23 protein-coding genes are annotated in these 25,388 nt (G+C 63.8%); 5 read left to right on the top strand and 18 right to left on the bottom strand.

The annotated features are described in order from the left end of the window. Positions 1 to 225: 225 nt before the first annotated feature. From NTZ43_06095 to NTZ43_06080, 4 genes are all read left to right on the top strand, one after another. Positions 226 to 1,137, top strand: a complete 912-nt coding sequence (locus tag NTZ43_06095) for a hypothetical protein (GenBank protein MCX5766778.1) — start codon at positions 226 to 228, stop codon at positions 1,135 to 1,137. Beyond that, complete coding sequence (locus NTZ43_06090; protein ID MCX5766777.1) at positions 1,137 to 2,384, top strand: hypothetical protein; 1,248 nt, start codon at positions 1,137 to 1,139, stop codon at positions 2,382 to 2,384. Before NTZ43_06095 ends, NTZ43_06090 begins: the two co-directional genes overlap by 1 nt. Beyond that, positions 2,381 to 4,801 (top strand): hypothetical protein, encoded by a 2,421-nt coding sequence (locus NTZ43_06085; GenBank protein MCX5766776.1) that lies wholly within the window; start codon positions 2,381 to 2,383, stop codon positions 4,799 to 4,801. The genes NTZ43_06090 and NTZ43_06085 overlap by 4 nt, the downstream gene beginning before the upstream one ends. Positions 4,802 to 4,864: 63 nt before the next feature. Further along, on the top strand, positions 4,865 to 5,596 hold the full coding sequence (locus NTZ43_06080) for an aquaporin family protein (protein ID MCX5766775.1): 732 nt from the start codon (positions 4,865 to 4,867) through the stop codon (positions 5,594 to 5,596). 14 nt (positions 5,597 to 5,610) lie between these two features. Here the strand turns inward: NTZ43_06080 and arsB are convergent, their stop codons facing one another. The 6 genes from arsB to ppdK all read right to left on the bottom strand — a co-directional run bounded on the left by arsB (position 5,611) and on the right by ppdK (position 12,062). Further along, complete coding sequence (arsB, locus tag NTZ43_06075; protein MCX5766774.1) at positions 5,611 to 6,702, bottom strand: ACR3 family arsenite efflux transporter; 1,092 nt, start codon at positions 6,700 to 6,702, stop codon at positions 5,611 to 5,613. Between the two features lie 20 nt (positions 6,703 to 6,722). After that, on the bottom strand, positions 6,723 to 7,490 hold the full coding sequence (locus NTZ43_06070) for a metallophosphoesterase family protein (GenBank protein ID MCX5766773.1): 768 nt from the start codon (positions 7,488 to 7,490) through the stop codon (positions 6,723 to 6,725). Beyond that, positions 7,487 to 7,930 (bottom strand): arsenic resistance N-acetyltransferase ArsN2, encoded by a 444-nt coding sequence (arsN2, locus tag NTZ43_06065; GenBank protein MCX5766772.1) that lies wholly within the window; start codon positions 7,928 to 7,930, stop codon positions 7,487 to 7,489. Before arsN2 ends, NTZ43_06070 begins: the two co-directional genes overlap by 4 nt. Then, positions 7,920 to 8,777, bottom strand: coding sequence for an arsenite methyltransferase (locus NTZ43_06060; protein MCX5766771.1), 858 nt, complete (start codon positions 8,775 to 8,777; stop codon positions 7,920 to 7,922). The genes arsN2 and NTZ43_06060 overlap by 11 nt, the downstream gene beginning before the upstream one ends. 109 nt (positions 8,778 to 8,886) lie before the next feature. Continuing rightward, positions 8,887 to 9,324 (bottom strand): metalloregulator ArsR/SmtB family transcription factor, encoded by a 438-nt coding sequence (locus tag NTZ43_06055; protein MCX5766770.1) that lies wholly within the window; start codon positions 9,322 to 9,324, stop codon positions 8,887 to 8,889. 74 nt (positions 9,325 to 9,398) lie between these two features. Beyond that, positions 9,399 to 12,062, bottom strand: coding sequence for a pyruvate, phosphate dikinase (gene ppdK / locus NTZ43_06050; GenBank protein MCX5766769.1), 2,664 nt, complete (start codon positions 12,060 to 12,062; stop codon positions 9,399 to 9,401). 136 nt (positions 12,063 to 12,198) lie between these two features. Here ppdK and NTZ43_06045 point away from each other — a divergent pair, with 136 nt between their 5' ends. Beyond that, on the top strand, positions 12,199 to 13,206 hold the full coding sequence (locus tag NTZ43_06045) for an ornithine cyclodeaminase family protein (protein ID MCX5766768.1): 1,008 nt from the start codon (positions 12,199 to 12,201) through the stop codon (positions 13,204 to 13,206). A 104-nt stretch (positions 13,207 to 13,310) separates the two neighbouring features. On the opposite strand, the gene purF is transcribed toward NTZ43_06045, so the two are convergent. Genes purF through truA form a run of 12 tightly spaced genes read right to left on the bottom strand, consistent with a single transcriptional unit; the run spans position 13,311 to position 25,363 of the window. Beyond that, positions 13,311 to 14,687, bottom strand: coding sequence for an amidophosphoribosyltransferase (gene purF / locus NTZ43_06040; protein ID MCX5766767.1), 1,377 nt, complete (start codon positions 14,685 to 14,687; stop codon positions 13,311 to 13,313). After that, entirely contained in the window at positions 14,687 to 16,993 is a 2,307-nt protein-coding gene (gene purL / locus NTZ43_06035) for a phosphoribosylformylglycinamidine synthase subunit PurL (protein ID MCX5766766.1), read from the bottom strand. The genes purF and purL overlap by 1 nt, the downstream gene beginning before the upstream one ends. Before the next feature lie 34 nt (positions 16,994 to 17,027). After that, a complete protein-coding gene (locus NTZ43_06030; GenBank protein MCX5766765.1) occupies positions 17,028 to 17,585 on the bottom strand; it encodes a hypothetical protein in 558 nt (185 codons plus the stop codon). A 16-nt stretch (positions 17,586 to 17,601) separates the two neighbouring features. After that, positions 17,602 to 18,294 (bottom strand): phosphoribosylformylglycinamidine synthase subunit PurQ, encoded by a 693-nt coding sequence (gene purQ / locus NTZ43_06025; protein MCX5766764.1) that lies wholly within the window; start codon positions 18,292 to 18,294, stop codon positions 17,602 to 17,604. Further along, complete coding sequence (purS, locus tag NTZ43_06020; protein ID MCX5766763.1) at positions 18,291 to 18,557, bottom strand: phosphoribosylformylglycinamidine synthase subunit PurS; 267 nt, start codon at positions 18,555 to 18,557, stop codon at positions 18,291 to 18,293. The genes purQ and purS overlap by 4 nt, the downstream gene beginning before the upstream one ends. After that, on the bottom strand, positions 18,554 to 19,501 hold the full coding sequence (gene pssA / locus NTZ43_06015) for a CDP-diacylglycerol--serine O-phosphatidyltransferase (protein ID MCX5766762.1): 948 nt from the start codon (positions 19,499 to 19,501) through the stop codon (positions 18,554 to 18,556). Before pssA ends, purS begins: the two co-directional genes overlap by 4 nt. After that, entirely contained in the window at positions 19,502 to 20,149 is a 648-nt protein-coding gene (locus tag NTZ43_06010) for a phosphatidylserine decarboxylase family protein (protein MCX5766761.1), read from the bottom strand. Beyond that, on the bottom strand, positions 20,146 to 21,072 hold the full coding sequence (locus NTZ43_06005) for a phosphoribosylaminoimidazolesuccinocarboxamide synthase (protein ID MCX5766760.1): 927 nt from the start codon (positions 21,070 to 21,072) through the stop codon (positions 20,146 to 20,148). The genes NTZ43_06010 and NTZ43_06005 overlap by 4 nt, the downstream gene beginning before the upstream one ends. Next, the gene (gene purB, locus NTZ43_06000; protein ID MCX5766759.1) at positions 21,069 to 22,505 is read right to left on the bottom strand and encodes an adenylosuccinate lyase; all 1,437 of its coding nucleotides are present in this window, start codon (positions 22,503 to 22,505) and stop codon (positions 21,069 to 21,071) included. The genes NTZ43_06005 and purB overlap by 4 nt, the downstream gene beginning before the upstream one ends. Beyond that, on the bottom strand, positions 22,502 to 23,917 hold the full coding sequence (locus NTZ43_05995) for a trypsin-like peptidase domain-containing protein (protein MCX5766758.1): 1,416 nt from the start codon (positions 23,915 to 23,917) through the stop codon (positions 22,502 to 22,504). The genes purB and NTZ43_05995 overlap by 4 nt, the downstream gene beginning before the upstream one ends. Positions 23,918 to 23,919: 2 nt before the next feature. Further along, positions 23,920 to 24,582 carry a fructose-6-phosphate aldolase gene (locus NTZ43_05990; GenBank protein ID MCX5766757.1) on the bottom strand — a complete coding sequence of 221 codons (663 nt, stop codon included), beginning with the start codon at positions 24,580 to 24,582 and terminating at the stop codon, positions 23,920 to 23,922. Positions 24,583 to 24,589: 7 nt separating this feature from the next. Beyond that, the gene (truA, locus tag NTZ43_05985; GenBank protein ID MCX5766756.1) at positions 24,590 to 25,363 is read right to left on the bottom strand and encodes a tRNA pseudouridine(38-40) synthase TruA; all 774 of its coding nucleotides are present in this window, start codon (positions 25,361 to 25,363) and stop codon (positions 24,590 to 24,592) included. Between the last annotated feature and the right edge of the window lie 25 nt (positions 25,364 to 25,388).

Raw genomic sequence — 25,388 nt, 5'->3', positions numbered from 1 at the left:
AGCGTTGTTCTAGCGGAGTGGCCTGCCGGGTCGGCCCCCTCTTCCCACACCGAATCGACGACTTCGGTTGCGAGAGCGCCGTATTCGGGGCTATTCTCTGTCTCGGAAGCCCCTTTCGTCGCTCCCGGCTTGTCTCCCCTCGCCAAACCCGGTATGACGCCCCTCGATTTCCGTCACGCTCGGCCCCGCCGTTCGCGCGCTATTTGCAGACTAGCCGTCACTCTAGTGTGTGCGCTGCTGACCGCCTGCGCCAGCAACCCTGCGCTCCGCCGCGCCGCGCTCATTTCGAACGCCGACCTCTCCGCCAAGGCCGCGCTCGAGAATGAGACGAAGCTCGACGCCTCCAAAATCCCGGCGCGTAGCTTTGCCGTGCTGCCGTTCACCGTGGCTACCACGGATACGCTCCTCAAGCCGCTTGGCTTTGGGTTAGCGGATTTGTTAATGAACGACCTCGGCAAGTCGCCGGAGCTTCGCCTCGTCGAACGACTTCAGACGAGTGCCATGATGCGGGAGTTAAAGCTCGTGGACGACGGGCTTGTAGACCCGAGGACGGCGCCGCGCGTTGGGCGACTCGTGGGGGCGCGCCGCTTGCTCATTGGCGACGCATCCTTCGCCCCTGGGGGCAACGTGGTGCTCAGCGCACGCGTTGTGGACGTGATCAGCGGCACGGTGCAGCAACTCGTCACGGCGCAGGCACCACTCGACCGCGTGTTCGATGCGGAGAAGGCGTTGGCCCTGCAGCTCTTTGAGCGGCTCGGCATCACACTCACGCCCGCACAGCGCGCCAAGGTTGAGCAGCGGCAAAGCGTGCAGTTGGCCGCGCTCGTCGCGTATGGTCGCGGTGTGCAAGCTGAGGCGCGCGGAGATGCCGCCGGTGCAACCGCCGCCTTTGAAGACGCGTTGCGGATAGATCCCGGTTTCAGCGCCGCTCGCACTCAGGTTGCCGTGGCAACGCCCGTCACCGCCGCCGCGCAGCGCGCCAGCAGCGTGGCTCGTGTGCTCGACCTTAGCGCGCAGGCGATTAATGCGCCGCTCGTCAACGCACCCGTTGCAGCAAAACCGCCGGAGGCAGTGGATGCGCCGCTCGCCAATGGTTCTGTGTTACCGCTGGTCATTGTGATTCGGGTGAATCCGTGATGCGCCGCCAACTTGCTTCCGTTGCGCGCCGCGCCGCCGCCGGATGTGCCCTTGCCGCGTTCGCACATCCACTCGCCGCGCAAGAAGCGCTCCTTCCTTCGACGGGATGGGCAAGCGGGCTCACGATTAGCGCGTGGCACCTCAGCACCGCGTTGCCGCAATCCGGCGGCGGATTAGTCGATGTCGCAGAGGTGTCCGTGCCATTCCGTGTTCGCTCCGTGTTTGGTCGGTGGAGCATGGACGTTTCGGGCGCCGGTACTTTTGGCGCGGTGCACTTCACGTCGTCACCCTCGTCGTCTGGGCAGGGGAGCCAGAACGGCGGAGGCGACGGTGGTGATCGTGCGGTCACGATTGCGGGCCCCACGGATGTCAAACTGCGAGTGACCGGCCCGTTATACGGCGATGCGCTCCTTTTCACGGCTGGACTGAATCTCCCCACGGGAAAAGTCGGCCTCACGGCCGACGAAACCAGCGCGCTGCAAATCATCGGTGCGCCAGCACTCCGTATGCCCGTCGCCGCGCTCGGCACCGGCACCGGCGTAACGCTCGGCGTGCTGCGAAGCTTTCAGGGCGAGGACTGGTCCGTCGCGCTCGGTGCGTCAGTGGAACAGCGAAGTGAATACTCGCCCATCGCTCTCGCACTCGCAGCGGGGCGTGCCGAAACGAAAATCACCCCCGGAACCGCCGCACACATAACGCTCGGTCTCGATCGCACGCTCGGTGAAGCTCGGTTGAGCGCAATGATCGTGGGCGACGTGTTCTCGAAGGATCAGGTTCGGCAGAGCGGTGCCAACGGCACTTCGGGGAGCGATTATCAGCTCGGCCCACAGATTACGGCATTCACCCGACTCGATTTTGGGGCCTCCGGTTGGCGCGAGAGTGCGCTGAGCGTGGCCGTGCGTCAACGTTCGCAGTTCACGGATGCGACGGGCGTGAAGGTGACGGGTTCGTCCGGTACGTACGTGGAAGGCGCGTTGGGTGGTGTGCTCGGTGGTGCGGACGGCGCTGGGTTGATTCTTTCCGCCGATGCACGCTGGCAGTCTGGGCTCAAGTTCACCGACGCCCTCGTCGGCGCCGCCGCGACCGCAGCGGGGGTGACCCTCGGCGTCGAACGGGCCGGACAGTCGACACTCACGCGCTTCTATGTGCACGGGCAATACGGTTCGTTTGACACGGGCAAGGCCAAGAGCACCGGCTTTGGCGCTACGTTGGGCATTTCAATGTCTGCGCGTCGGGAGGCCAAGTGAGCTACTCCACCTACGCGCTCTCCACGCGAAGCCCGTTGGCGTCGTTCCGATCCGTTGCATGCGCGATGATCGCGGCGTTTGCCTTTACGGCGTGCGCGGACAAGGGACTGACGCCCGCGAACCGGACGCTGTCGCCCAAGATGACGTTGCAACTCTCGACGGTTGCTTCGGTGCAGCAGGGCTTCACGGCCAAATACATCTGGGTCGGCGCGGCGTTTGTCACCGACAAAGACACTGCGCTTCTGTCATTTCGCACGGTGAGTCTCGCGAGCGGAACGCAGAACATTTCGTTGCCCGTGGATCTCTCCGTCTGCCTTGCGTACAATGCGAGCCGTGGCAAAGACGGCTGCTCGATTCTCGTTGGCGCGTCGCTCCTCGCCGATTCGATCTCGCTTGGCGACAGTACAGGGGGCCACGACCCGTTCGCACAGGCGTTTGACGCTTCCATCATTGGGCCGTTCGATATTGCCCCAGGCCGATCGCCGACCATTCCTGCTATTGATTTGTCGGTTTCGCGCTTCAGTGTGGTGAAGTGGGAGGGCGACGAAGCCCTCCGGCTCGGCGGCAATGACACGCCGATCAACACGGGTTTCGGTGGGGCGATGATCACAGGAGTGGTGAACGGATCAGGGGCACCGACCCTCTATACAGTGACGCAGGGGGCGGCGTTTCCTGCGATTCCGTCCAATACATTTCTCCAACCGTACCCACAGCTCGCCATCTTACAGAATGGTGCGTGGCGACGCGTGACCGCGACGTCGGCTCCTTCGAATACAACATTCTGGGATGCCAACGCGCTGTCGACGAGCGAGGTATACCTCGCGGCGTACACTGGGCTGTACAAGTTCGATGGCACCACGGTGGCGCGAGTGAGCGCGGTGAGTGACAGTATTGTGTCGCTCGGCAGCGCGACGAACGGCCAAAACAAGTTTGTGATCGCTGGTGGTGTGAGCGGCTTTGTGTGGGTTGGCAACACCACCACGTGGACGCGCTACTCGTTACCTGGCGCTGGGCGCATTGACGGCGTTTGCATAACTGGGGCCGCTGAGGCGTTTGCTGCGAGCTCGAACACGGGCGCGTTGTATCGCTTTGATGGCTCCGCTTGGAGCTCGGTTCCCGCCACGGCGAATGGTGGGGGGAAGATCGACCTCAACTGTCCCGCGGCGGGGCAGGCGTACGTGATTGCGAATAACAACGTGCTACTCAAATGGACCGGGAGTAGCTGGTCCACGATGCCCACCACTGGGATTGGAACCGGCCGCGGCGTGCGCTGGGGTGTGGCGTCGCCCAGCGAAATGTACGCCTACAGCGACAGCGCCAATGTATCGCGCGTATTCTATAAGTACGACGGCACCGTGTGGCGCGCGCTGGGTTCGCTGCGGTTCACACAGCCGAGCGGTCGGATGTGGGCTGATCCGCGCGGCGGTGCGGCGTATGTGGCAGCTCCAGCAGGAAGAGTAGAGCAGCTGACGGCCGGTGGCCCCAGCGTGATCAGTTATCAGCCGCAACTCCGCGACGTGATGGTCACCTCCGCCACCAGCGCATTTGCAGTGGGGGCGAATCTCTTCGTCTCGCGATGGGACGGTTTCAGCTGGACAGTGGATGCGCCGCCCGCGAACACGAACACCACGCGGGTTCTACAAGGGGTTTGGAGCGACGGCCCCAAGAATGCTTGGGCCGTGGGTGGAAACAATACCGTGATGCGTTTCGACGGTACAGCGTGGACGCTCGTGAGCGATTCACGCGTCCCCGTCGGGCCCGTGGACAGTTACAACGCGGTGTGGGGCGCTGGGAGCGAAGTGTGGATTGCCGGTGAGAACTCCATGTTGCACTGCGCGTCGCCAACCTCGTGCACTTCTGAATCGACGGCAGGAGCTGGAATCCTATACGGACTCTGGGGAAGTTCGCGCTCCAATATCATTGCCGTCGGGGCTGGTGGACGCATCACGCGCTACAACGGCACCGGCTGGTCGCAGATGGCCAGCCCGACGACGCGGAATCTTGCGCGTGTGGCGGGGAGTGGCCCCAGTGATATCTGGGCCGTGGGCGATAGCGTGCTCCTGCATTACGACGGCACGCAGTGGAGCAACTACTCCTTTTCCGGACTACAGTACATGCGCAGCCGCGTGCCGTCGCAGCAGCAGTTTCTCTTTCAGGTTGGGTTATGGGTGCGTGGGCCCAAGGAAGCCTATGTGGGAGGAGAGAACGGCTCGATCGCGCGATGGGACGGCTCCTCGTGGAACGAGATGGATTCGCGCATCTATCGCCGACGCATCCTCGGCATTTCCGGAGTAGGATCGTGCGTGCTGGCCGTGACCGACGGGCAATCTGATGTGCCGAGCCAAACACTCTGGCGGGGCATCGGCGCCAACGGCTGTTTTGTGAGTCCGATGAAGGGGCCATCGGTCTGGCCGTAAACGCGCTGCTCGCGGCAGCACCATTCGTTTCGTAGATTCGCCGTACCTTCTACCCAAGACGCCATGTCCCCGATTCTTGCAGAGCTGCTCGGTACCATGATTCTCGTCGTTCTCGGTGATGGTGTTGTGGGCAACGTGGTGCTCGCGCGCACCAAGGGGAATAATTCCGGCTGGATTGTCATCACGGCCGGCTGGGCGTTCGCGGTCACGGTAGCGGTGTACGCGGTTGGTAGCATCAGCGGCGCGCATTTGAACCCTGCCGTTACCATTGCGATGGCGTCGATCGGCAAGTTCGCCTGGGCGAATGTCCCGGGATACATCGCCGCGCAGATGGCGGGCGGCTTTCTCGGCGGCGTGATTGTGTGGCTCGCGTATCTGCCGCACTGGGCCGCCACCGATGACAAAGACGCCAAGCTCGCGGTGTTCTCGACTGGGCCGGCCATTCGGAGCAGCGGCGCGAATCTCATTGCAGAAGCGATTGGCACGGCGGTACTCGTCCTCGCGCTACTGGCCGTGCTGTCGCCGGCGAATCTCGTTCCAAACTCCGATATGGCCAAAGGGTTTAGCCCGGTTCTCGTGGGCGTCATCATTTGGTCCATCGGGTTGTCGCTCGGCGGCACCACTGGCTACGCCATCAACCCAGCGCGTGACCTCGGCCCGCGCATTGCGCACGCCATACTCCCCATTGCCGGTAAGGGCGGCTCCGACTGGGGCTATGCCTGGGTGCCGGTGGTTGGCCCCATTATTGGCGGATTGATTGGCGCCGTAGCCTACCGCGCGCTCTGGGGCGCCTAAGCGCGCGTTTGCAACTAGGCGGGTTCGCCGGCAAAGAAGCGTCGGCGGGCCCAGAGCGAGGCGTAGACGAGTGCCACCAGCGCTGGCACCTCAATCAGCGGCCCCACCACCGCAGCGAGCGCTTCGCCTGAGCTAATGCCGAAGGTCGCAATCGCCACAGCAATCGCCAGCTCAAAATTATTGCCGGCCGCAGTGAACGAGAGGGAAGCGGTCGTTTCGTAATTGAAGCCGAGTCGGCGCGAGAGCCAGAAGGCAAAGCTGAACATCAGCGCAAAGTACGCGAGCAGTGGCAGCGCAATGCGTACGACGTCGAGCGGCAACTCGAGAATGCGATGCCCCTGCATCGCGAACATCAAGACGATGGTGTACAAAAGACCGAACAGCGCCGTTGGCCCGAATTTCGGCATGAAGACGCCGTCGTACCAGGCCGCGCCCTTACGTGCCACGAGGGTTTTCCGCGTGAGATATCCAGCCACGAGCGGTACGCCAAGGAAGATCCCGACGCTCTTGGCGATCTGCCCCATCGACACGTTCAGCGTGGTGGTGTCGGCGCCGAACCAGCCGGGCACCACGGTAAGGAAGAGCCAGCCGAGTACGGAATAGGTGATAATCTGGAACACTGAGTTCAGCGCCACGAGAACCGCTGCCAACTCGCCAGAGCCTCGCGCGAGCGAGTTCCAGATGAGCACCATCGCAATGCAACGTGCGAGGCCAATAAGCACGAGGCCATTGCGGTACGCGGGCATGTCGGGAAGAAAGAGCCAGGCGAGCCCAAGCATCAGCAACGGGCCTACGACCCAGTTCAGCACCAGCGACGTGCTGATGAGCTTCGTGTCACTCGCGTGCTGGCCGATGGTCTCATACCGCACCTTGGCCAGCACTGGGTACATCATCCACAGCAATCCCACCGCGATCGGCACGGAGACACCGGCCAGTTGCACGCGGTCGAGTGCTGCGCCGAGTGTCGGATAGATTCGCCCGAGCAAGATGCCGCCCGCCATCGCCGCAAAGATCCAGAGCGGGAGATACCGATCGAGGGTCGAGAGGCGGCGGAGAATCTTCGCGTCGGATGCGGCGGCGCTGGAGGCGCGAGCGGTCTGCGTCATGTGTAGCGTGGCAGTTGAGGTTAGGAACTGGCGGGGGCGCTGAGCCTTCCACCCGTGCGCAGGAACTCGGCGAACTCGTCCGGCAGGGTGCTGTCAAGAATGCCACGCATGGCTGCCTGGACGTCGTAGGGGATGCGCACGAATTCCACCTCGACGTCTTTGGTGGATATGCGGATCTGCACGTACCCAGTGCGCGGATCGCCATCTTTGGGACGTCCAACTGAGCCGGCGTTTACGAAGTGGATGCCATCCACGACGCGATGCCACGCTTTGTGCGTGTGGCCAAAGGCAATGACATCTCCGGCTTTGAGCCCAGCCGTTGCGGCCATCTGACGGCAGAAGTCGTCCGTTCGCTCTGCGTTCCAGTACAGCGTGTTGAGCGTGGGAGTGCCATGGACGAGAACCAATGCGGGCCCCGAGACGTGGCCACCGTATGGTCGGCGCGTGAGCGAAAACGGAAGCGCTCGGAGTGCCAGCTTTGTGCTATCCGAAGTATGTGACTTGGTCCACTCAAAGCTGAGATGCGACAGCGCTTCCTGATGCGCGTCTTCGTATTTGCAGCCGCAGTGTTTGTAGTGGTGCGCCACCGTGGAGTCATAGTTGCCAGAGACACCGGCAATCCCGCGTGCGGTGATCAATGCGACGGTTTCGTTGGGCCATGGCGCGTATCCCACGAGATCGCCGATATGATACGTCGCGTCAATGTCGCCGCGCGCATCAAGGGCAGCCAGCACCGTCTCGAGCGCCGGAAGATTCGCGTGAATGTCGCCGAGGATCGCGATGTTCATGTCAGCTTCCTCCGCATGACGGTTGCCGTCGAGCAGGTCACCAGTTGGAACTGCACGGACGCCTTTACCTCGGCAGGGACGTCGTCGCGCGTAATACGCTCAAAGCCGAACCGCGGGAACCAATCGCCAGCACTCGTGGTGAGCAGGTACACGCTCTCGATACGCATCGCGCGGGCCCACTCGATGGCCGCATTGGTGAGCGCGGCGCCGGTGCCGGTGCCGCGCACGTCGTTCGCGGTGACTACTGAGCGGAGCAGGGCTGAGTCTCCATACAAATCGAGCCCGGCGGCGCCCACCACGTCACCGTCGCGTTCCGCGACCACAAAGTGATCAATCCACGACTCAGCGTCGTCCGGTGGAAGCTGTGCGGCCGCGAGCAACGCGAGCACCGACGGAAAGTCGGTCTTTCGCGCGTGTCGAACATTTATTTCAGGCGACACGGTTCGCTCCCGGTGCCGTGACCCCCGCCGGCTTGGTGGCGCGTACAAAGCCGCTCATAAACTTTCCGTCAATCTCCGTCGCGATGCGCTCTACATCGAGTCCAGCACTCTCGGCAAAAATACGAGCGTCGGCGGCGGTGTAGATGCGCGTCGGTTCAATTGAGGGATTCTCAAAGCCCGCTTCGCGCAGCAACCGAAGAAACTCCTGCTCCTCAAGGGCGCCGGCCACGCAACCCACCCACAGTTCGGCGGAACGGCGCACGTCGTCGGGCATGTCGCCGCGCACAATCACATCGCTCACGGCAAACCGTCCGCCCGGCTTCAATACGCGGAACGCCTCGGCGAGCACTTTGCGCTTGTCCGCCGCGAGGTTGATAACGCAGTTGGAAATGATGACATCGACGGTGGCATCGTCGAGCGGAATATGTTCGATGTCGCCTTTGCGGAACTCGACGTTCGTGACGCCAGCGGCCTTCTGATTAGCGTGAGCGAGCGCGAGCATTTCGTCGGTCATGTCCACGCCGTAGGCCTTGCCCGTTGGCCCGACGCGCTGTGCGGAGAGCAGCACGTCAATGCCACCACCGGAGCCGAGGTCGAGCACGACTTCGCCGGCGCGCAGTTCGGCGAGGGCGGTGGGGTTGCCGCAGCCGAGTGAGGCAAGGACGGCGGCTGCCGGAATGCCGTGCAGTTCGGACTGCGCGTAGAGGTTGGAGGTAATCGGGTCATCGCCGCAGCAATCGGAGCCGGTACCGCAGCAGCTCCCTTTGGTGCCCCCTTCGACGACGGTGAGGGCCGCGCGGGCATAGCGGTCGCGAACGGTGGATTTGATGTCAGTGCCGGTAGTCATCGGGATGCTCAATGGGAGAGAGATGCGTGGTTTCGAAGCGAGGACGTGAGTGCCGTTGGTTCGTGAAGATCCGAACGTGCCGCGTTCGATTGCCTGGCGGCGTTATGCATTACTCACAGCAGGCGGTGGGGAGCGATCGTCGCACGCCGGTCGCTCGGAGCCGCGCGAGATCGTCGTGCGCAGCGGTGAGTGTTTCGTTGCAGATGGTGTAGTAGGCCCAGCGCCCCTGCTTTCTCCAGTGCACAAAGCCCGCGTCGCGGAGCGCCTTGAGATGAAAGGAGAGGAGCGGTTGGGCAATGTCGAGCGCGGACTGCAGGTCGCACACGCAATGTTCGCCATCCTGCAGCAGCGCGAGAATCCGGAGCCGCGTGGGTTCCGAGAGCGCTCGGAACCGTTCGGCCGAGAGTTCGGGGAGCACGGGCTGGGCCATCGGCTGGCCGACTGGCAGGGCGACCGGCTGGGCGACCGGCTGGGAGGCCGCATGGGAGGCCATGGCGCGGGGGAGCGGCGCTTTGGACGGCTGGGCGGCGGTGTTGAGTTTAGCCATGATATCAATATATCTACATTCGTTGATACGATAGCGCAAGGCACCCCATATCCGCTCGGTGCGGCGGGTCGCGCCTAGTCCGCCAGTGCCGCCTGGCCAGCTGCGAGCCTCGCAATCGGCACACGGAAGGGGGAACACGAGACGTAGTCCAGCCCGGCCTTATGGAAGAAGGCCACCGATGCGGGCTCCCCGCCGTGTTCACCACAGATCCCGCATTTGAGCCCAGGCCGCACTGACCGCCCCTTTTGCACGGCGATGTCGATGAGTTGCCCCACGCCCTCTACATCCAGCACCCGGAACGGATCCTCGGCGAAGATCCCTTTTTCTATATAGAGAGGGAGGAAGCGTCCAGCGTCGTCGCGAGAGAGTCCGAGAGTCGTCTGCGTGAGGTCGTTGGTGCCGAACGAGAAGAACTCAGCTTTCGCTGCGATGAGATCGGCGGTGAGCGCGGCGCGCGGGAGCTCAATCATGGTGCCCACGAGATACTCCATGTGCTCACCCATCGAGCCTAACACTTCTTTTGCCGCGCGGTCCACGATCGCCCGTTGGTGCTCAAACTCCTTGACCGTGGCCACGAGCGGAATCATCACCTCAGGATGCACGACTTTGCCGCGGCGCTGCACCGACACAGCCGCCGTGAAGATCGCCCGCGCCTGCATCTCGGTGATTTCGGGATAGGTAATGCCGAGTCGACAGCCGCGGTGGCCGAGCATCGGATTGGACTCGCGCAGCGAATCCACCAAGTGGTTGAGTTCAGCGCGCGTGAGGCCGAGGGTGCGGGCGAGCAGTTTGCTCTCCTCGCCGCCGTGCGGGAGAAACTCATGGAGCGGCGGGTCGAGCAAGCGGATCGTCACCGGAAACGGTGACATGGCCTCGAAGATGCCTTCGAAATCGGCGCGCTGCATGGGGAGCAGTTTTTCGAGTGCGCGTCGGCGGCCCGCTTCGTCGTGTGCCACGATCATCTCGCGCATTGGCGTGATGCGATCGCCTTCGAAGAACATGTGCTCGGTGCGGCAGAGTCCAATCCCTTCGGCGCCAAACTGTCGTGCGGCGCGTGCGTCCTTGGGCGTGTCGGCATTCGCGCGTACGCGGAGGCGGCGTGCGTCGTCGGCCCAGCCGAGGAGTTCGTCGTAGGCGAGAAATACGGGCGCGTCTGGGGCGGGCAGGGTGCCGCCAATCACACGCATCACTTCGCTTGGTACGGTTGGCAGATGGCCGGCATACACGCGGCCGTTCGCACCGTCGAGGGTTATCCAGTCGCGTTCGTTGATCACGGTGTCACCCACCGTAAAGCGACGGTGGGTGACATCGACGCTGATGTCCTTGCACCCCACAACGGCAACCTTTCCCATTCCGCGGCAGACCACCGCCGCGTGACTGGTCATCCCACCGCGTTCGGTGAGTACGGCACGTGCCGCCACAATCCCATGGAAATCTTCTGGCGTGGTTTCCTCGCGCACGAGAATGACCGCGTCGCCGCGAGACGCGCGGCGCTCGGCTTCGTCGGCGTCGAATACGGCTTGACCGCTCGCGGCGCCGGGGCTGGCTGGGAGACCCACGGCGAGGACGGTCGAACTCGTGCGCGGATCGAGCACGGGGTGAAGCAGTTGGTCGAGCTGACTCGGACGCACGCGCTTCACGGCGTCCGTTTTTGAAATCAGTTGCTCGGCCACCATCTCGTGTGCAATGCGGAGCGCTGCCGCGACCGTGCGTTTGCCGGTGCGCGTTTGCAGCATGTAGAGCGTCTTGCGCTCCACGGTGAACTCGAGATCCTGCATATCATGAAAGTGTTTCTCGAGAGTGTCCTGCACTTTCATGAGCGCGGCGTAAGCGTCAGGAAATGCGTCCGCCATGGCCGTAATGGGAAGGGGCGTGCGAATGCCGGCGACAACGTCCTCGCCCTGGGCATTCACCAAGAACTCACCGTAAAAGCGCCGTTCGCCGGTGGAGGGGTCGCGCGTGAAGGCCACGCCAGTGCCGGAGTCGTCGCCCAGATTGCCGAACACCATCGCCATCACGTTCACGGCGGTGCCGGGCGCGTCGGGAATATTGTTCACGCGACGGTAGTCCACCGCCTTTTTGAGCGTCCACGAACGCCACACGGCCTCAACGGAGCCCCAGAGCTGTTCTTGTGGGTCCATGGGAAGGGAACGGCCGAGCGTGTGCTGCACGAGTGCCTTGTACTCGCCGACGAGCACCTTGAGGACGTCGGCTGGAATCTCCGCGTCGGTGTGCGCGCCGGACAACATGCGCTTGGCGCCGAGCAGCTGTTCGAACTTTTGACTCGGTACACCCATCACCACATCGCCGTACATCTGCAAGAAGCGTCGGTATGAATCCCAGGCGAATCGCGGGTTTCCGCTCTGTTTGGCGAGTGCCTCAACGGTCTCGTCATTGAGCCCGAGGTTGAGAATGGTCTCCATCATGCCGGGCATCGAGACGCGTGCACCGGAACGGACGGACACCAGCAACGGATCGGACGGGTCGCCGAACTTTCGGCCGACCGCGGCCTCTAGCCGAGCCAGCGCGCTGGCCACTTCGGCGCGGAGGTTGGGCGGGGTGGAGCCATCGGCAAGATATTCGTCGCACACCGCGCAACTGATGGTGAATCCTGGCGGCACCGGAATCCCAAGATTCGTCATCTCGTGGAGATTCGCCCCTTTGCCGCCGAGCAGATCACGCCATTCGCGGGTGCCCTCGGCTTTGCCGCTACCGAAGAAGAAGACGTTCTGTGTCATACGCGCTCCCGGAAGATGTCGCCTGCTGCATAGTACGGTGCGCAGGGGGCCCAGTCCGTCAGGCATTTGCCCTCTGGGGTTCGGGGAAAATGGACACCCTTTGCGCGGCTGATGCCCGCGTGGCATCCTTCCGCGCATGACGACGCTCCTGCTCTCGCATCTGGATGTGGCGCGGTTCCTTCCCGTGCCCGACTGCATTGACGTGATGGCCGACGCCCTGCGCAGCGTGGCAGAGGGGAAGGCACAACTACCCCTGCGCACGGTGTTGCGCCTTGAGGGCACGCCGAACGCCTTTGGGACTATGCCCGCGATTGTGGGAGAGGGCTCGCAGGCGGCGATCGGCGCCAAGGTGATTACGGTGTTCCCGGGCAACGAGGCGACGCCCTTTGATTCGCACATTGGCGTGGTGCTGCTCTTTGACGCGGCACACGGAACGCTCCTCGCCATTGCGGACGCCTCGTCGATCACCGCCATTCGGACGGCGGCGGTGTCGGGGCTCGCCACGCGACTGCTCGCCAACGACGACGCGAGCGAGCTGGCGCTGTTGGGCGCTGGAGTCTTGGCGCTCCCGCACCTGCAGGCGGTGTGCGCGGTACGTCCCATCCGACGGGTGCGAGTGTGGAGTCGCTCGGGCGATCGCGCGGAGGCCTTTGCCGAGCGAGCTCGTCGGCATTCGTCGGTTGAGATTGTAGTGTCGCACACCGCGCGCGAGGCGGTGGCCGACGCGGATGTGGTCTGTACGATCACTGGTGCGCGCACGCCAATCCTTGAGGGGGCGTGGCTGGCTCCGGGCACGCATGTGAATGCGGTGGGGGCATCACTGCCGGTGGCGCGGGAGTTGGATGCGGCGGCTGTGGCTCGCGCGCGGCTCTTTGTGGATCGGCGGGAATCCACGCTCAAAGAATCTGGCGATTTTCTTTTTGCGCGCGACGAGGGGGCGATCACGGACGCGCATATCCTCGGAGAGCTTGGGGAGCTGTTGCTCAAACGCGTCGCAGGGCGATCAGCACGCGGCGATATCACGTTATTCAAGTCGCTTGGGCTCGCCGTAGAGGATGTCGCGGCGCTCCGTCATATCTATACGGCGGCGCTCGCGGAGGGGGCGGGGACCGCGGTATCGCTGGGCGGACTGCGCTCGGAGTAAGCGGCACAAACGGTCGGCACCGCAGGGTGCCGACCGTTTGATTGTTGCATACTGCATACGGAGTTTGCGGCCGTAACGCCTCGTGTTCGCCGTTCGGTCGATTCCTATCGCCCGCCGAGTCGGTTCTTCTTGAGGATGGTCGGCGGACGGGTGGGGTATTCGCCGCTGAAACAGGCGTGGCAGAAACCCTCTGGGCCGCCGGGGACCGCTTCGAGCATCCCGTCGCGCGAGATGTAGCCAAGGGTATCGACGCCGATTTCCTTGGCGATCTCACTGAGTTGCAGTCGCGCGGCAATGAGTTGATCACGTTCGGGCGTGTCGATGCCGTACCAGCAGGGATGCGTAATGGGCGGCGATGCCACACGCATGTGTACCTCGCGGGCGCCCGCAGCACGCACGAGTGCGACCAACCCGCGGGTGGTGGTGCCACGCACGATGGAGTCGTCGACCATCACGACACTCTTGCCTTGCAGTACGTCGCGCACCGCGTTGTACTTCACGCGCACCTTCGCGTCGCGCCCGGCCTGCGTGGGCTGAATGAATGTGCGCCCCACGTAGTGATTGCGAATAAGCGCATGCTCGAGGCGAAGCCCGGAGCCTTCCGCAAAACCGAGCGCCGCCGCGTTGGAGGAATCCGGAACGGCAAAAACAAAATCAGCGCCGGGAGCCGGATGTTCCTGCGCGAGCCGACGCCCGAGCGCACGTCGGGCACGATCCACCGAGCCGCCGAACACTTGGCTATCGGGACGCGCAAAATAGACGTATTCGAACACGCACCGGTGCAGCTGCTTGGACGGCTGCATTTGCAACGAGCGAACACCGGTGGCATCAACGGCCACGATCTCGCCGGGGAGGATCTCGCGTTCAATCGTCGCACCGACGATATCCAACGCGCACGTCTCAGACGCAAATACCACGGCGTCGCCAAGGCGCCCCATTACGAGCGGACGCCAGCCGTGCGGGTCACGCGCGGCCAGCAGTGTTTCATTGATCAGCACCAAAAGCGAATACGCCCCCTCCACACCTTGCAGCGCCTCGGCGAGTTGATCTTCCGGCTGCGTCGCCATCGAGCGGGCGAGCCGATGCACAATCACTTCGCTGTCCATTGTGGAACTGAAAATGGACCCGTGCGCCTCGAGCTTCTCGCGAATCTCGGTGGCATTGGTGAGGTTCCCATTGTGCGCGAGCGCAATGTGCCCGCTTTTGAAGTTCACCAACGCGGGCTGCGCATTTTCAATGGTAGAACTTCCCGCCGTCGAGTAACGGGTGTGGCCGATCGCCGTGCTCCCCGGGAGTTGGGCCACGCGTTCGGCATCGAACTGCTCGCCAACCAGTCCCATCGCGCGATAGCCATGCGCGTCACCATCACCCACAGCCACGATCCCGGCGGATTCTTGTCCCCGGTGCTGCAGCGAGTAGAGGCCGAGGTTCGTGAGGCTTGCCGCAGCGGGGTTTCCCGCCACTCCAAAGATGCCACACATTAGTTCGTCGCTCCCGCCGCAACGGCGCTCGACACGGTTTCGGCAGGGGCGCGCCGCATGGCGCGAGGGATCGCTTCGTGGAACGCGTCAGCCAACGGCGCGAGCGGGGCAGAGACCGTGCGCGCGCCAATCGTGAAAGAGAGGCCGTTGGTTGCCGGCTGCACGGTACCAATACGCGTGGCAGGAACGCCGAAGCGCTTGGCTACCGCGATAATCGCATCGGCGTTCGTCGTAGAAATCACTACGCGCCCCTGCGCCTCGCCAAAGAGCAGCGCACGCAACGGCAACGCCGCCCACGGCGTCAAGTCGATAGTGGCGCCCATCATCGCGTCGGCCTCGGCAATGGCGCACTCCGCGAGTGCGACCGCGAGCCCGCCTTCACTGCAGTCGTGCGCCGATCGCACATCTCCGGCGGCAATGCTCTCAAGAAGCGCGTCAATCAGCGCCCGTTCCTTGGTGAGGTCGCACGCCGGTGGGGCACCCGCAACCACCTTGTGGATCCAGGAGAGATATTCACTCGCGCCGAGTTCGTTGGTCGGTTCGCCGAGCAGCACAATCGCGTCGCCGACATCGCTGAAGCGGAGGCGCGTGATATGCGCAACGTCGTCGATGACTCCCACCATGCCGATGGTCGGCGTAGGGTACACCGCGCCGAGGGGGCTCTCGTTGTACAGCGAGACGTTGCCGCCAGTCACTGGGGTGTCGAGCGCGCGGCAGGCATCGCCCATTCCACCAACTGCTTCGCGGAACTGGAAGAAGATGTCGGGACGCTTTGGGTTTCCGAAGTTGAGGCAGTTGGTCACGGCGCGCGGGCGCGCACCTACGCACGCCACGTTGCGGGCCGCTTCGGCCACGGCAATCCGCCCGCCGACCCGCGGATCGAGATACACGTACCGGCCGTTGCAGTCAGTCTTTACCGCGAGCGCCTTGGTGGTGCCGCGAATGCGCAGCACCGCCGCATCGCCGCCGCCTGGTCCAATCACGGTGTTGGTCCGAACCGTTGAATCGTACTGACGATAGATCCAGCGCTTGCTGGCAATCGTCGGCGACGAGAGCAACTGCTGTAGCGTCCAGAACGGATCGGCTTCCTCGGGGCGCTCGGCAATTGCGTGCACATCGCGCGCGCGCAGTGCGATAATGGCCTCGCTCTCACGCGCCTCGGGATGATACTGCGGGCAATCCGTGACGAGTCGCGTGCCAGGGAACTCGGCGACGACGCGATCGCCCTCGACCACTCGGTACACCGGCTCGGCGATCACCTCGCCGATCACGGCAGCGTGGAGATCCCACTTTGTAAGAATGTCGCGCACCGTCTGCTCGCGTCCTTTCTTGACCACCACGAGCATCCGCTCCTGCGATTCGGAAAGGAGAATCTCGTACGGCGTCATGCCAGTTTCGCGAACCGGGACTTTACTCGTGTCAATCACAATCCCCACGTCGCCACGTTCCGCCATTTCGGCGCTACTCGACGTGAGCCCAGCGGCGCCCATATCCTGAATGGCCACGCAGTCGCCGCTGGCAATAAGTTCGAGCGTCGCCTCGAGGAGCAGCTTCTCGGTGAAGGGATCGCCCACCTGCACGCGTGGGCGTTTGGCGTCGTTCTCGTGCGAGAGATCTTCCGAGGCAAAGCTCGCGCCGTGAATACCATCGCGACCCGTCCGGGCACCCACCGCCATAATCGTGTTGCCAACGCCTTCTGCCTTCGCGCGGATGAGTTCTTCCTCGCGAAGAATCCCCACGCACATCGCGTTGACGAGCGGATTGCCTTCGTAGGCGGCATCGAACATCACGTCACCCGCGACGGTCGGCACGCCCATGCAGTTGCCGTAGTCGCCAATGCCTTTGACCACGCCACCCACGAGGTAGCGAACCCGTGGTGTGTCGAGTGAGCCGAAGCGCAGCGAGTTGAGTATCGCGATTGGCCGCGCCCCCATCGTAAAGACGTCGCGAAGGATACCGCCAACGCCTGTTGCGGCCCCTTGGTACGGCTCCACCGCGCTCGGGTGATTGTGCGACTCAATCTTGAACGCCACCGCGAGCCCGTCCCCAATACTGATGACCCCCGCGTTCTCGCCCGGACCCTGCAACACCCACGGTGCCGTGGTGGGGAGTGTCTTCAACACTGGGCGCGAGTGCTTGTAGGAGCAGTGCTCGCTCCAGAGCGCACTCACCACACCAAGCTCGGTGAAGGTGGGCGTTCGGCCTAGCATGTTGATCAGGCGTTCGTATTCGTCCGGCGTGAGCCCATGCTCGGCTACGAGAGCCGGAGTGATGACGGGATCGCCAGGGCGGGAGACGGCAGTCACGGAAGCGTTGCTCGCGAAATGAGTGTGGTGGCGGTCAGGGCTTTTTTGCGGGCGGCGCCTTGGAGTCTGGCGCGACCTTTGGAGCGGGGGCCGCTTTTGGATCAACAGGAGCCGGTGCTGCGGGCGTGTCTTTGCGAGCGGCGGGTGGCATCGGCTTCGCTACCTCGGCTTGCTGCGCTTCCTCCGCCGGAAGCTTCGGTGCTTTCTTTTCAGGAACGACGACCTTCTTTGCGGCAGGGGCGGGCGACGCACCACTCTCGCTCGTGGCCTGTGCCTTTCGTCCTTCGGCGCGTGCCGCGTCCGCCGTCACTGCAACGGGCGACGAGCTCTTGCCCGAGTACTTTCGGCTCGGTGCACGAAAGACGGCATCGACAACCTTTCCGGCCTCGAGGATGACGAGATCGTTCATCCCCACGCGCTTTTCGACGCCATTCTTATAGAACAGGAATGTCTGCGCGCCAGAGGTGCGCTCCGCCAGTGGGTTGCCGAGGGCTGTCACAACTTCGGCGCGCGTCATTCCGGGGTTGATCACGGACTGCGCACCGAGGGAGGCCGCGAGCAGAACAACGGGAAGAAAGAGTAGGCGGCGCATTGGGGGGGGGCTCCAGTCAGGCGTGAGCGGCAACGAGCATGGATTCCATCAGCACTCGACCATCGGCCGAACCGAGGAGCGCGTCGACGGCGCGTTCCGGGTGCGGCATCAATCCGACCACGTTTCCCGCGTCGTTCGTGACGCCAGCAATGTTGTGCAGCGAACCGTTGGGGTTCGCCGACGCCACCGCTTCGCCGGCCTCGTCCACGTAGCGAAAGACCACGCGCCCTTCATCCTCGAGCCGTGCGATGGTGGCATCGTCTGCGGTGTATCGCCCGTCGCCGTGGGCAATGGGCATGGTCAGCAACTGGCCCTTGGTCGCGGCGCGCGTAAAGCAGGTGTTCGTTTGCTCAACGCGAATTGTCACCTGCATCGAGCGAAACTGGAGACTGTCGTTGCGGAGCAGGGCCCCTGGGAGGAGCCCCGCTTCGCAGGCAATCTGGAAGCCGTTGCAGATGCCGATCACCGGTCCACCGCGCTTGGCGTGCGCGACCACTTCCTGCATGATCGGGCTAAACCGCGCAATCGCCCCAGAGCGGAGATAGTCGCCGTAGCTGAACCCACCGGGGAGAATGATGAGATCCGAGCCCTGCAGGTCGTGATCTTTATGCCAGAGCAGCACGGCTTCTTCGTGCAGCTGCTCCACCACCGCGAGCACGGCGTCTTCGTCGCAGTTCGAGCCGGGGAAACGAACGACTCCGACTTTCACGCGCCCTCCGCCGTGCGAACGCCTGCGATCTCGTAGTCTTCTGTGACGGGGTTGGCGAGGAGCTTGTCGCACATGGCACGCACCGACGCTTCTGCGGCAGCGGCATCCGCGGCCTCGGACTCAATCACCAGGTGACGGCCGACGTGCACATCACTGACGGCGCTAAAGCCGAGGGTGTGCAGGGCATCGGCCACCGCTTTTCCTTGAGGATCGAGCAACCCGCAGCGCGGGACGATGTGAACAGCAACGCGATAGCGGGTCATTCCGGTGAACCCTCGGATTGGTCTTTGTCAGGTGTGGAACCAGGGCCGCGACGACCGCGGCGGCGACGGCGACGACGGCGGCTCTGCTCGCTCTCGCGAGTTGCTACCGTTGCCTCGGGGACTACTTCGTCATCGATATCGGTATCATCGTCATCGTCAGGCAGTTCGTAGGCTTCGATGCCTGCGACTTCGTGGTCCGCCGTGCGATGGCCCTGTTTTTCCAGCAAGCCGCCTACGACAGCGGCGAGCACGCCGGTGACGACATACAACAACCCCACCGGGAAGAAGAACTGCTTGGGAAGAAAGACGAGCCCCACGCCGAGTCCTACGAACACGAGCAGCCCAATCACGCCGCGCCAGCTTCGCAAGTTGAAGGTGGGCCACGCGAGGTACGGCACGTTGCTGATCATCAGGAACGACAGCGCGGCCATCAGGATGCGCACGTACGTGTGCCACGGCAGGTCGCCGATAGACGTTTGCTGAAAGAGCGACGTTTGGCTGAACCAGTAGTACGACGCCAGTACTCCGCCGGCCGCGGGGCTCGGCAGACCGCGGAAATACCGCTTGGAGTGACCGGCCTGCTCGACATTGAACCGCGCCAGCCGCATCACGGCGCAGGCGGCAAACCAAAACACGAAAAGCCAGTCCCAGTTATCACGGCGCAACACCGCGAAATACATAATGAGCGCTGGCGCGAGGCCAAATGAAATGGCATCGACGAGTGAGTCCAGTTCCTCGCCGAAGCGACTCCCCGTATTGGTGGCGCGCGCGACGCGCCCATCCAGCGCATCGCAGACGCCGCCGACGAGAATGCACGTGACGGCGAGGTTCAGTTCGCCGCGCGTTGCGTTGACGATGGCGAACACGCCGCAGAAGAGGTTGCCGAGCGTGAATCCGTTCGGCAACATCACCATCGACGGGCGCGGGAGCCGAGGGCGTTTCATTTACGGCAGCTCCGCCAGCACCGTGGTGCCGGAGGCGGTGGTCTCACCAATCTTGACGCGAATCTTCGCGTTGGTGGGGACGAAGACATCAACGCGCGAGCCAAAGCGAATCAGGCCAAAGCGTTCTCCCTGTCGCACCGCGTCACCGGGCTTGCTATACGTGACGATGCGGCGCGCAATCAGCCCCGCAATCTGGCGCACGAGAATCTTGCGAGGGCCGGACGTGATGCCCACCGACATCTGCTCGTTCTCAAGGCTCGACTTCTCAACCGCCGCATTGAGGAACTTGCCAGGATTGTAGTGCACGTAGTCGACCGTGCCATTCACCGGATATCGATTGACGTGCACATTGAACACGTTCATGAAGATCGAAATGCGCAGCGCCTTGCCGTGAACGAACGACGGCTCGTCCACTTCCGTCAGGTGCACGATGCGTCCGTCGGCCGGAGCGATCACGAGCGTGTCGCCGCGCTCGCCGGTGCGTTCGGGATCGCGAAAGAAGTACGCCACCCAGAGCGCCACGAGCGTGAGTAGAAAGGCCAGCAACCAAAGCGGCCACGAGCGCTTGGTGACGGCAAGGAGAAACCCCCCTGCCGCAATCGCCACGGCGATCAGAATGAACGGAATCCCTTCTCTAGCGACGTTCACGAAATCCTCGGGAGGTCAAGGGCGGAACCGGTGAGGCGCGAGAACGCATTGAGATAACGCGCGCTCGTTTCGGCGACCACTTCCGCCGGCAACGTCGGCGGAGGCGCGTTGCCATCCCAACGGCCCGCACGGCGCTCAACGTCCAACCAGTCACGCAACGGCTGCTTGTCGAAACTGGGTTGACTGCGTCCGGGCGCGTACTGGTCAGCGGGCCAAAAACGCGAGCTGTCTGGGGTGAGCACTTCGTCAATCAGGATGATGCGACCATCCACCGCACCAAATTCAAACTTGGTGTCAGCAATGATGATGCCTCGGGTCGCGGCGAGGTCACGGCCCCGCTCGTAGATGCGGCGCGCCATGCGCTCCAGTTCGGCGGTGGTCGCCTCGCCCAGCTGCGCGCGCATAACGGCAATGGTGATGTTCTCGTCGTGCCCTGTTTCGGCCTTGGTGGCGGGGCTGAACACGGGCGGATCAAAGCGGCTGCTTTCCACGAGTCCAGCGGGCAACTGCTCACCGGCGAGTGTGCCCGTGGCGTGGTATTCCTTCCACGCCGAGCCGGACAGATAGCCGCGCACCACACACTCGACGGGAAATACCTCGGTGCGTCGGCAAAGCATCGAGCGGCCGGCCAAGGTGGCACGGTGCGGCGCCAGCGCGGGGACGAGTTGAATGATCTCGTCAGCGTCAGCGCTCAGCATGTGATGCGGGATCTCGTCCTCAAACTGCCGGAGCCACCAGGCGGTAATCTGCGTGAGCACCGCCCCCTTGAAGGGCACGAGTTCGCGCATCACGACGTCGAACGCACTGACGCGGTCGCTCGCCACCAGCAGGAGTCGGTCGTCGCCCACGGCGTAGACGTCGCGCACTTTGCCCTGGCGGACGCGGGGAAGCGGAAGATCGGTGGTACCAACCGTGCGTGTCATACCCGGACGTCCTCCGTGGGAACGGCGCCAGCGCCATGCTGCGCCAGCAGCGGAGCAATCACTTCCGCGAGAAAATCGTCAACCTGCTGCGGCGATCGGCCGATGTACCGGTGTGGATCGGCCGCGGCGCGCACGGCGTCAATGTTCACGCCGAACGCGGGGTCTGCCGCGAGGCGTGTGAGCATGTCGTTGGCCACGCCGTCGTCTTTCATCGCACGGGCCGCGGCAATGGAGTGGCGCCGAATTACCTCGTGCGCCTCTTGCCGATCGCCGCCTGCCTCAACGGCGCGCACGATGAGTTCTTCCGTGGCCATGAATGGCAACTCTTCCATCACGCGTGCCCGAATGCGCGCCGGGTGTACCTCGAGGCCGCTCGCGACGTTCTCGAGGAGAATAAGAATCGCATCGACGGCCAAGAACCCATCGGGAATCGCGAGGCGGCGGTTGGCGCTGTCGTCCAGCGTGCGTTCGAAGTACTGCACCGAGTGCGTCTGGTTCGCATTCGTTTCAATCGACAGCACAAAGCGCGCGAGCGCGTTGATACGCTCGGCGCGCATGGGGTTGCGCTTGTACGCCATCGCGCTGGAGCCAATCTGTTCCTTTTCGAACGGCTCTTCGATTTCCCCAAAGGCCTGCAGCATCCGCATGTCGCTGGCAAACTTGGCCGCACTCGCGGCAATGCCCGAGAGCACGCCCATCAACTGCGCGTCGAGTTTGCGCGTGTAGGTTTGGCCGGACACGGGGATCGAGGCGGAGAAGCCCATCGCCGCACAGACGCGTCGGTCGAGTTCGCGCACCTTGGCGTGATCGCCGCGAAACAGTTCGAGGAAGCTCGCCTGCGTTCCGGTCGTCCCCTTGACCCCACGCATCGGCAGATTGGCAATGCGGTGATCGAGGTCCGCGAGGTCGAGCACCAGATCCTGCAGCCAGAGCGTTGCCCGTTTGCCAACGGTGGTCAGCTGCGCCGGCTGCAAGTGCGTGTAGCCGAGCGTGGGTTCAGCGCGCCACTGACGGGCGAAGGTGGACATCGTGCCGATCACCGCAATCACGCGCGCGCGCAGCAGCTCGAGGCCGCGGCGCATTTGAATCAAGTCGCCGTTGTCGGTCACGAACGCGCTGGTGGCGCCCAGGTGAATCACGCCGCGCGCAAGTGGCGCCACTTCACCAAAGGCGTGTACGTGCGCCATGACGTCGTGGCGAAAGCGCTTCTCATACTCAGCGACCTTGGGAAAATCGATGTCGTCGAGGTGCGCTCGCATCTCGGCGACGGCCGCCTCGGAAATATCGATACCGAGGGCGCGCTCAGATTCGGCGAGCGCCAGCCAGAGCCGACGCCAGAGTCCGTGACGGGTTTGCGGCGACCACAGTTCGAGCATCGCCTTGGAGGCGTAGCGCTCACTGAGTGGGGAACTGTAACGCGAGTGTGAGCTCATCGACCGATTTGGAAAACGGAATAATACGTGGTGCCATTGCGTTCAAAAAACATTTGCATCTGACCGCGGCCAGCGAGGCTTTCGAGGACCGTTTTGGCCTGCTGCGCATCGGTAAGATCGACGTAGCCGATGGTGGGATTGCCAATGCGCGTGATGACGTCACCCGCTTGGATTCCGAGATCTTCTGCGACCTTCTGCGCCACATTCGTGATAAGCGCACCGCGCGCGGCGCGCACGTTGCGTTCGCCGCGGATTGCCGGCGTGAGTGTGACGAGCTCAAGGTCCTTGAGCACCGCCACGCGCTCGGCACTCACTTCCGGTAAGTCTGCAATTTTGACAGTGGCCTGGAACTCGCGACCGCCGCGCTTGACTACCAGCGGCTCGTTGTCGCCCACGCGAAGTTCGAGCAACTCGGCTTCCCAGTCGTACGCATTGCGCAACGTGCGCTCACGCGACCGGACGAGCACGTCGCCCGGCTGCAAGCCAGCCGCGGCCGCGGGGGAGCCGGGCACGACACTCTTGACCGTGGCGCCGTTGGCGAACTGCTGACGCGCGGAGGCGCCGGCTGCCGTGGGCATTTCCATCTTCACGCCAATCCACGGGCGACGCGCCTTGCCGTGCGCGAGCAGATCTTCGGCTACGCGGCGCGCACGATCAATCGGAATCGCAAACCCCAAGCCGATCGAGCCGCCGGTCGGCGAGTAGATCGAGCTATTCACACCGATCACTTCACCTACCGCGTCCACGAGCGGGCCGCCGGAGTTGCCGGGATTGATCGATGCGTCCGTCTGAATCATGTCCACGTACAAGCCGTTCCCTTCGGCGCGCGCGGTAAGATTGCGCCCTGTGGCGCTGATCACGCCGGCCGTGACACTCGGCTCCGTGTTGCCAAGGATAAAGCCGTACGGATTGCCAATCGCGATGGCCCATTCGCCAATCAGCAAGCCGCGCGAGGTGCCAAGGGTGGCCACGGGCAACTTTTTGGCTTCGATCTTGAGCACCGCGAGGTCGTTGAGTTCGTCGATGCCTTTGAGCGTGGCGGGGTAGGTGGTGCCGTCGCGCAACGCCACGCTGATTTTGCTCGCGCCATTCACCACGTGCGCGTTGGTGATGATGATGCCGTCATCGCGAATGATGAAACCGGACCCGATGCCTGACTGTACCTGTTGTTCCGGCTGCCGCCCAAAGAACGCGTCGAACGGCGAGACCTGCGTGCGTTGCACCGCTTCCGTCTGCACCGTCACAACGGCCGGGGCCACTTTGGCGACGGCCTCGGTGATGGCGGTGCGCCGCTGCACATTGATATTGGCGGCCGGTTCCGGCAGTCGCGTGTTCTGCGCGATGGATGGCGATGGCGATGCGCCACCGCAGGCAATGGCGATGATCGCGCTAATCGGAAGCACTGACCGCATGGTCAACGCGCCCGCCGTGGCTTCGGCCGACGCGCGATGGCGCCGAGGAAGCGGTCGAGTCCACGGTCGGTGAGCGGATGTTGCAGAAAGGCGTGGAGTGCGCCGGGGGTGACAATGGCCACGTCGGCGCCGGCTGCCGCGCAGGCGGCGAAGGTGGCGGCGCTCGACGGGCCCGCGGCGGCAATGTCGCATTCGGTCTTATTGCCGAACGCCGCCCGCAATTCGCGGATGACTGCGACGCCGTCTTGGCCGACGGCGTCCAGCGCGTCAATCGCGATGGTGACCATGGTGGCGCCGGCCTTGGCGGCGAGAATGCCCTGCGCGGCCGAGTACACCAGCGTGGCGGCCACTCGCACACCGTCAGCCGATAGCTTGTTGATGGCCGGCACCGAATCTTCGATAAACGGGATCGCGATGATCACGTGATCGGTGAGTTTGGCGAGATCGCGGGCACCTTTGACGATGTCAGCGGCGCCGATCGCCGGCACACTGGCGCACAGGGGCAGGCGCGTGGCGCGTGCGATTTCGGTAATCACCTCGCGCACATCAGCGCCGGGCAACTCCGTGGTGACCACCGTGGGCGTTGCGACGATGCCGTCAATAAGGCCGGCGTCAGTCGCCCAGCGGATTTCGTCGAGCGACGCAGTAGCAAGAAAGAGGCGCATCGATGACTCAGGCGGAAAGGTAGAGGGCATCGGGATACGTAACGTGCTCTAGGCACAACCCTTCACTCGGCGCAGGGGGCGACACATCGTCGTTGTCCGTTGCCACGAGAAGCGAGGTCAGCTCCGCGCGCTGCCGCTTGCCGCTTGCCACGTCGAGCATGGTGCCCACCAAGAACCGAACCATGTGGTGCAAAAACCGGTTCGCCTCAATGTCGAGCACCATGCCAGTTGCAGTGTCGCGCCACCGGCAGATCCGTACATCGCATTCGTGCCCATCGGTCGCCGGTGCGGTCCCTCGCACGGCGAATCCGTAGAAACAATGCAACCCGACGACCTGCTCCGCGCACCAGCTCAGCGTTTCGCGGTCGAGGGCCCGGGAGAAGGCGTATTCCCAGCGTCGCCGAAAGGGCGAGCGGGACGCCTCGTCGAGCCCCACCGTGTAGCTGTAGCGCCGACCGGTCGCGCTGTACCGGGCGTGGAAGCCAGGTGCCATGGCGCACACCCGAGCCACCCAGATGTCGTGCGGAAGCATGCTGTTCATTGCCTTGCGCAGCCGCTCTTCCGTCCAATGCTCCGGCATCTCCACACTCGCAACCTGTCCGCGCGCGTGAACTCCGGCATCTGTCCGCCCAGCGCCTGCCACGCGCACCGGTTGGTCGCACAGGCGAGAGAGCACCGATTCGAGTTCACCTTGCACCGTACGCTGCGCCGGCTGGACCTGCCAGCCGGCGAAGTCCTGTCCGTCGTAGTGCAAAACGAGCTGGAGAATGCGCCCCGCCATCGTGCCGAAAAATACCCCAGCGCAC

The sequence above is a fragment of the Gemmatimonadota bacterium genome, from assembly GCA_026387915.1.
GTDB lineage: Bacteria > Gemmatimonadota > Gemmatimonadetes > Gemmatimonadales > Gemmatimonadaceae > Fen-1231.
This window is presented reverse-complemented; position numbering and strand designations above follow the sequence as displayed.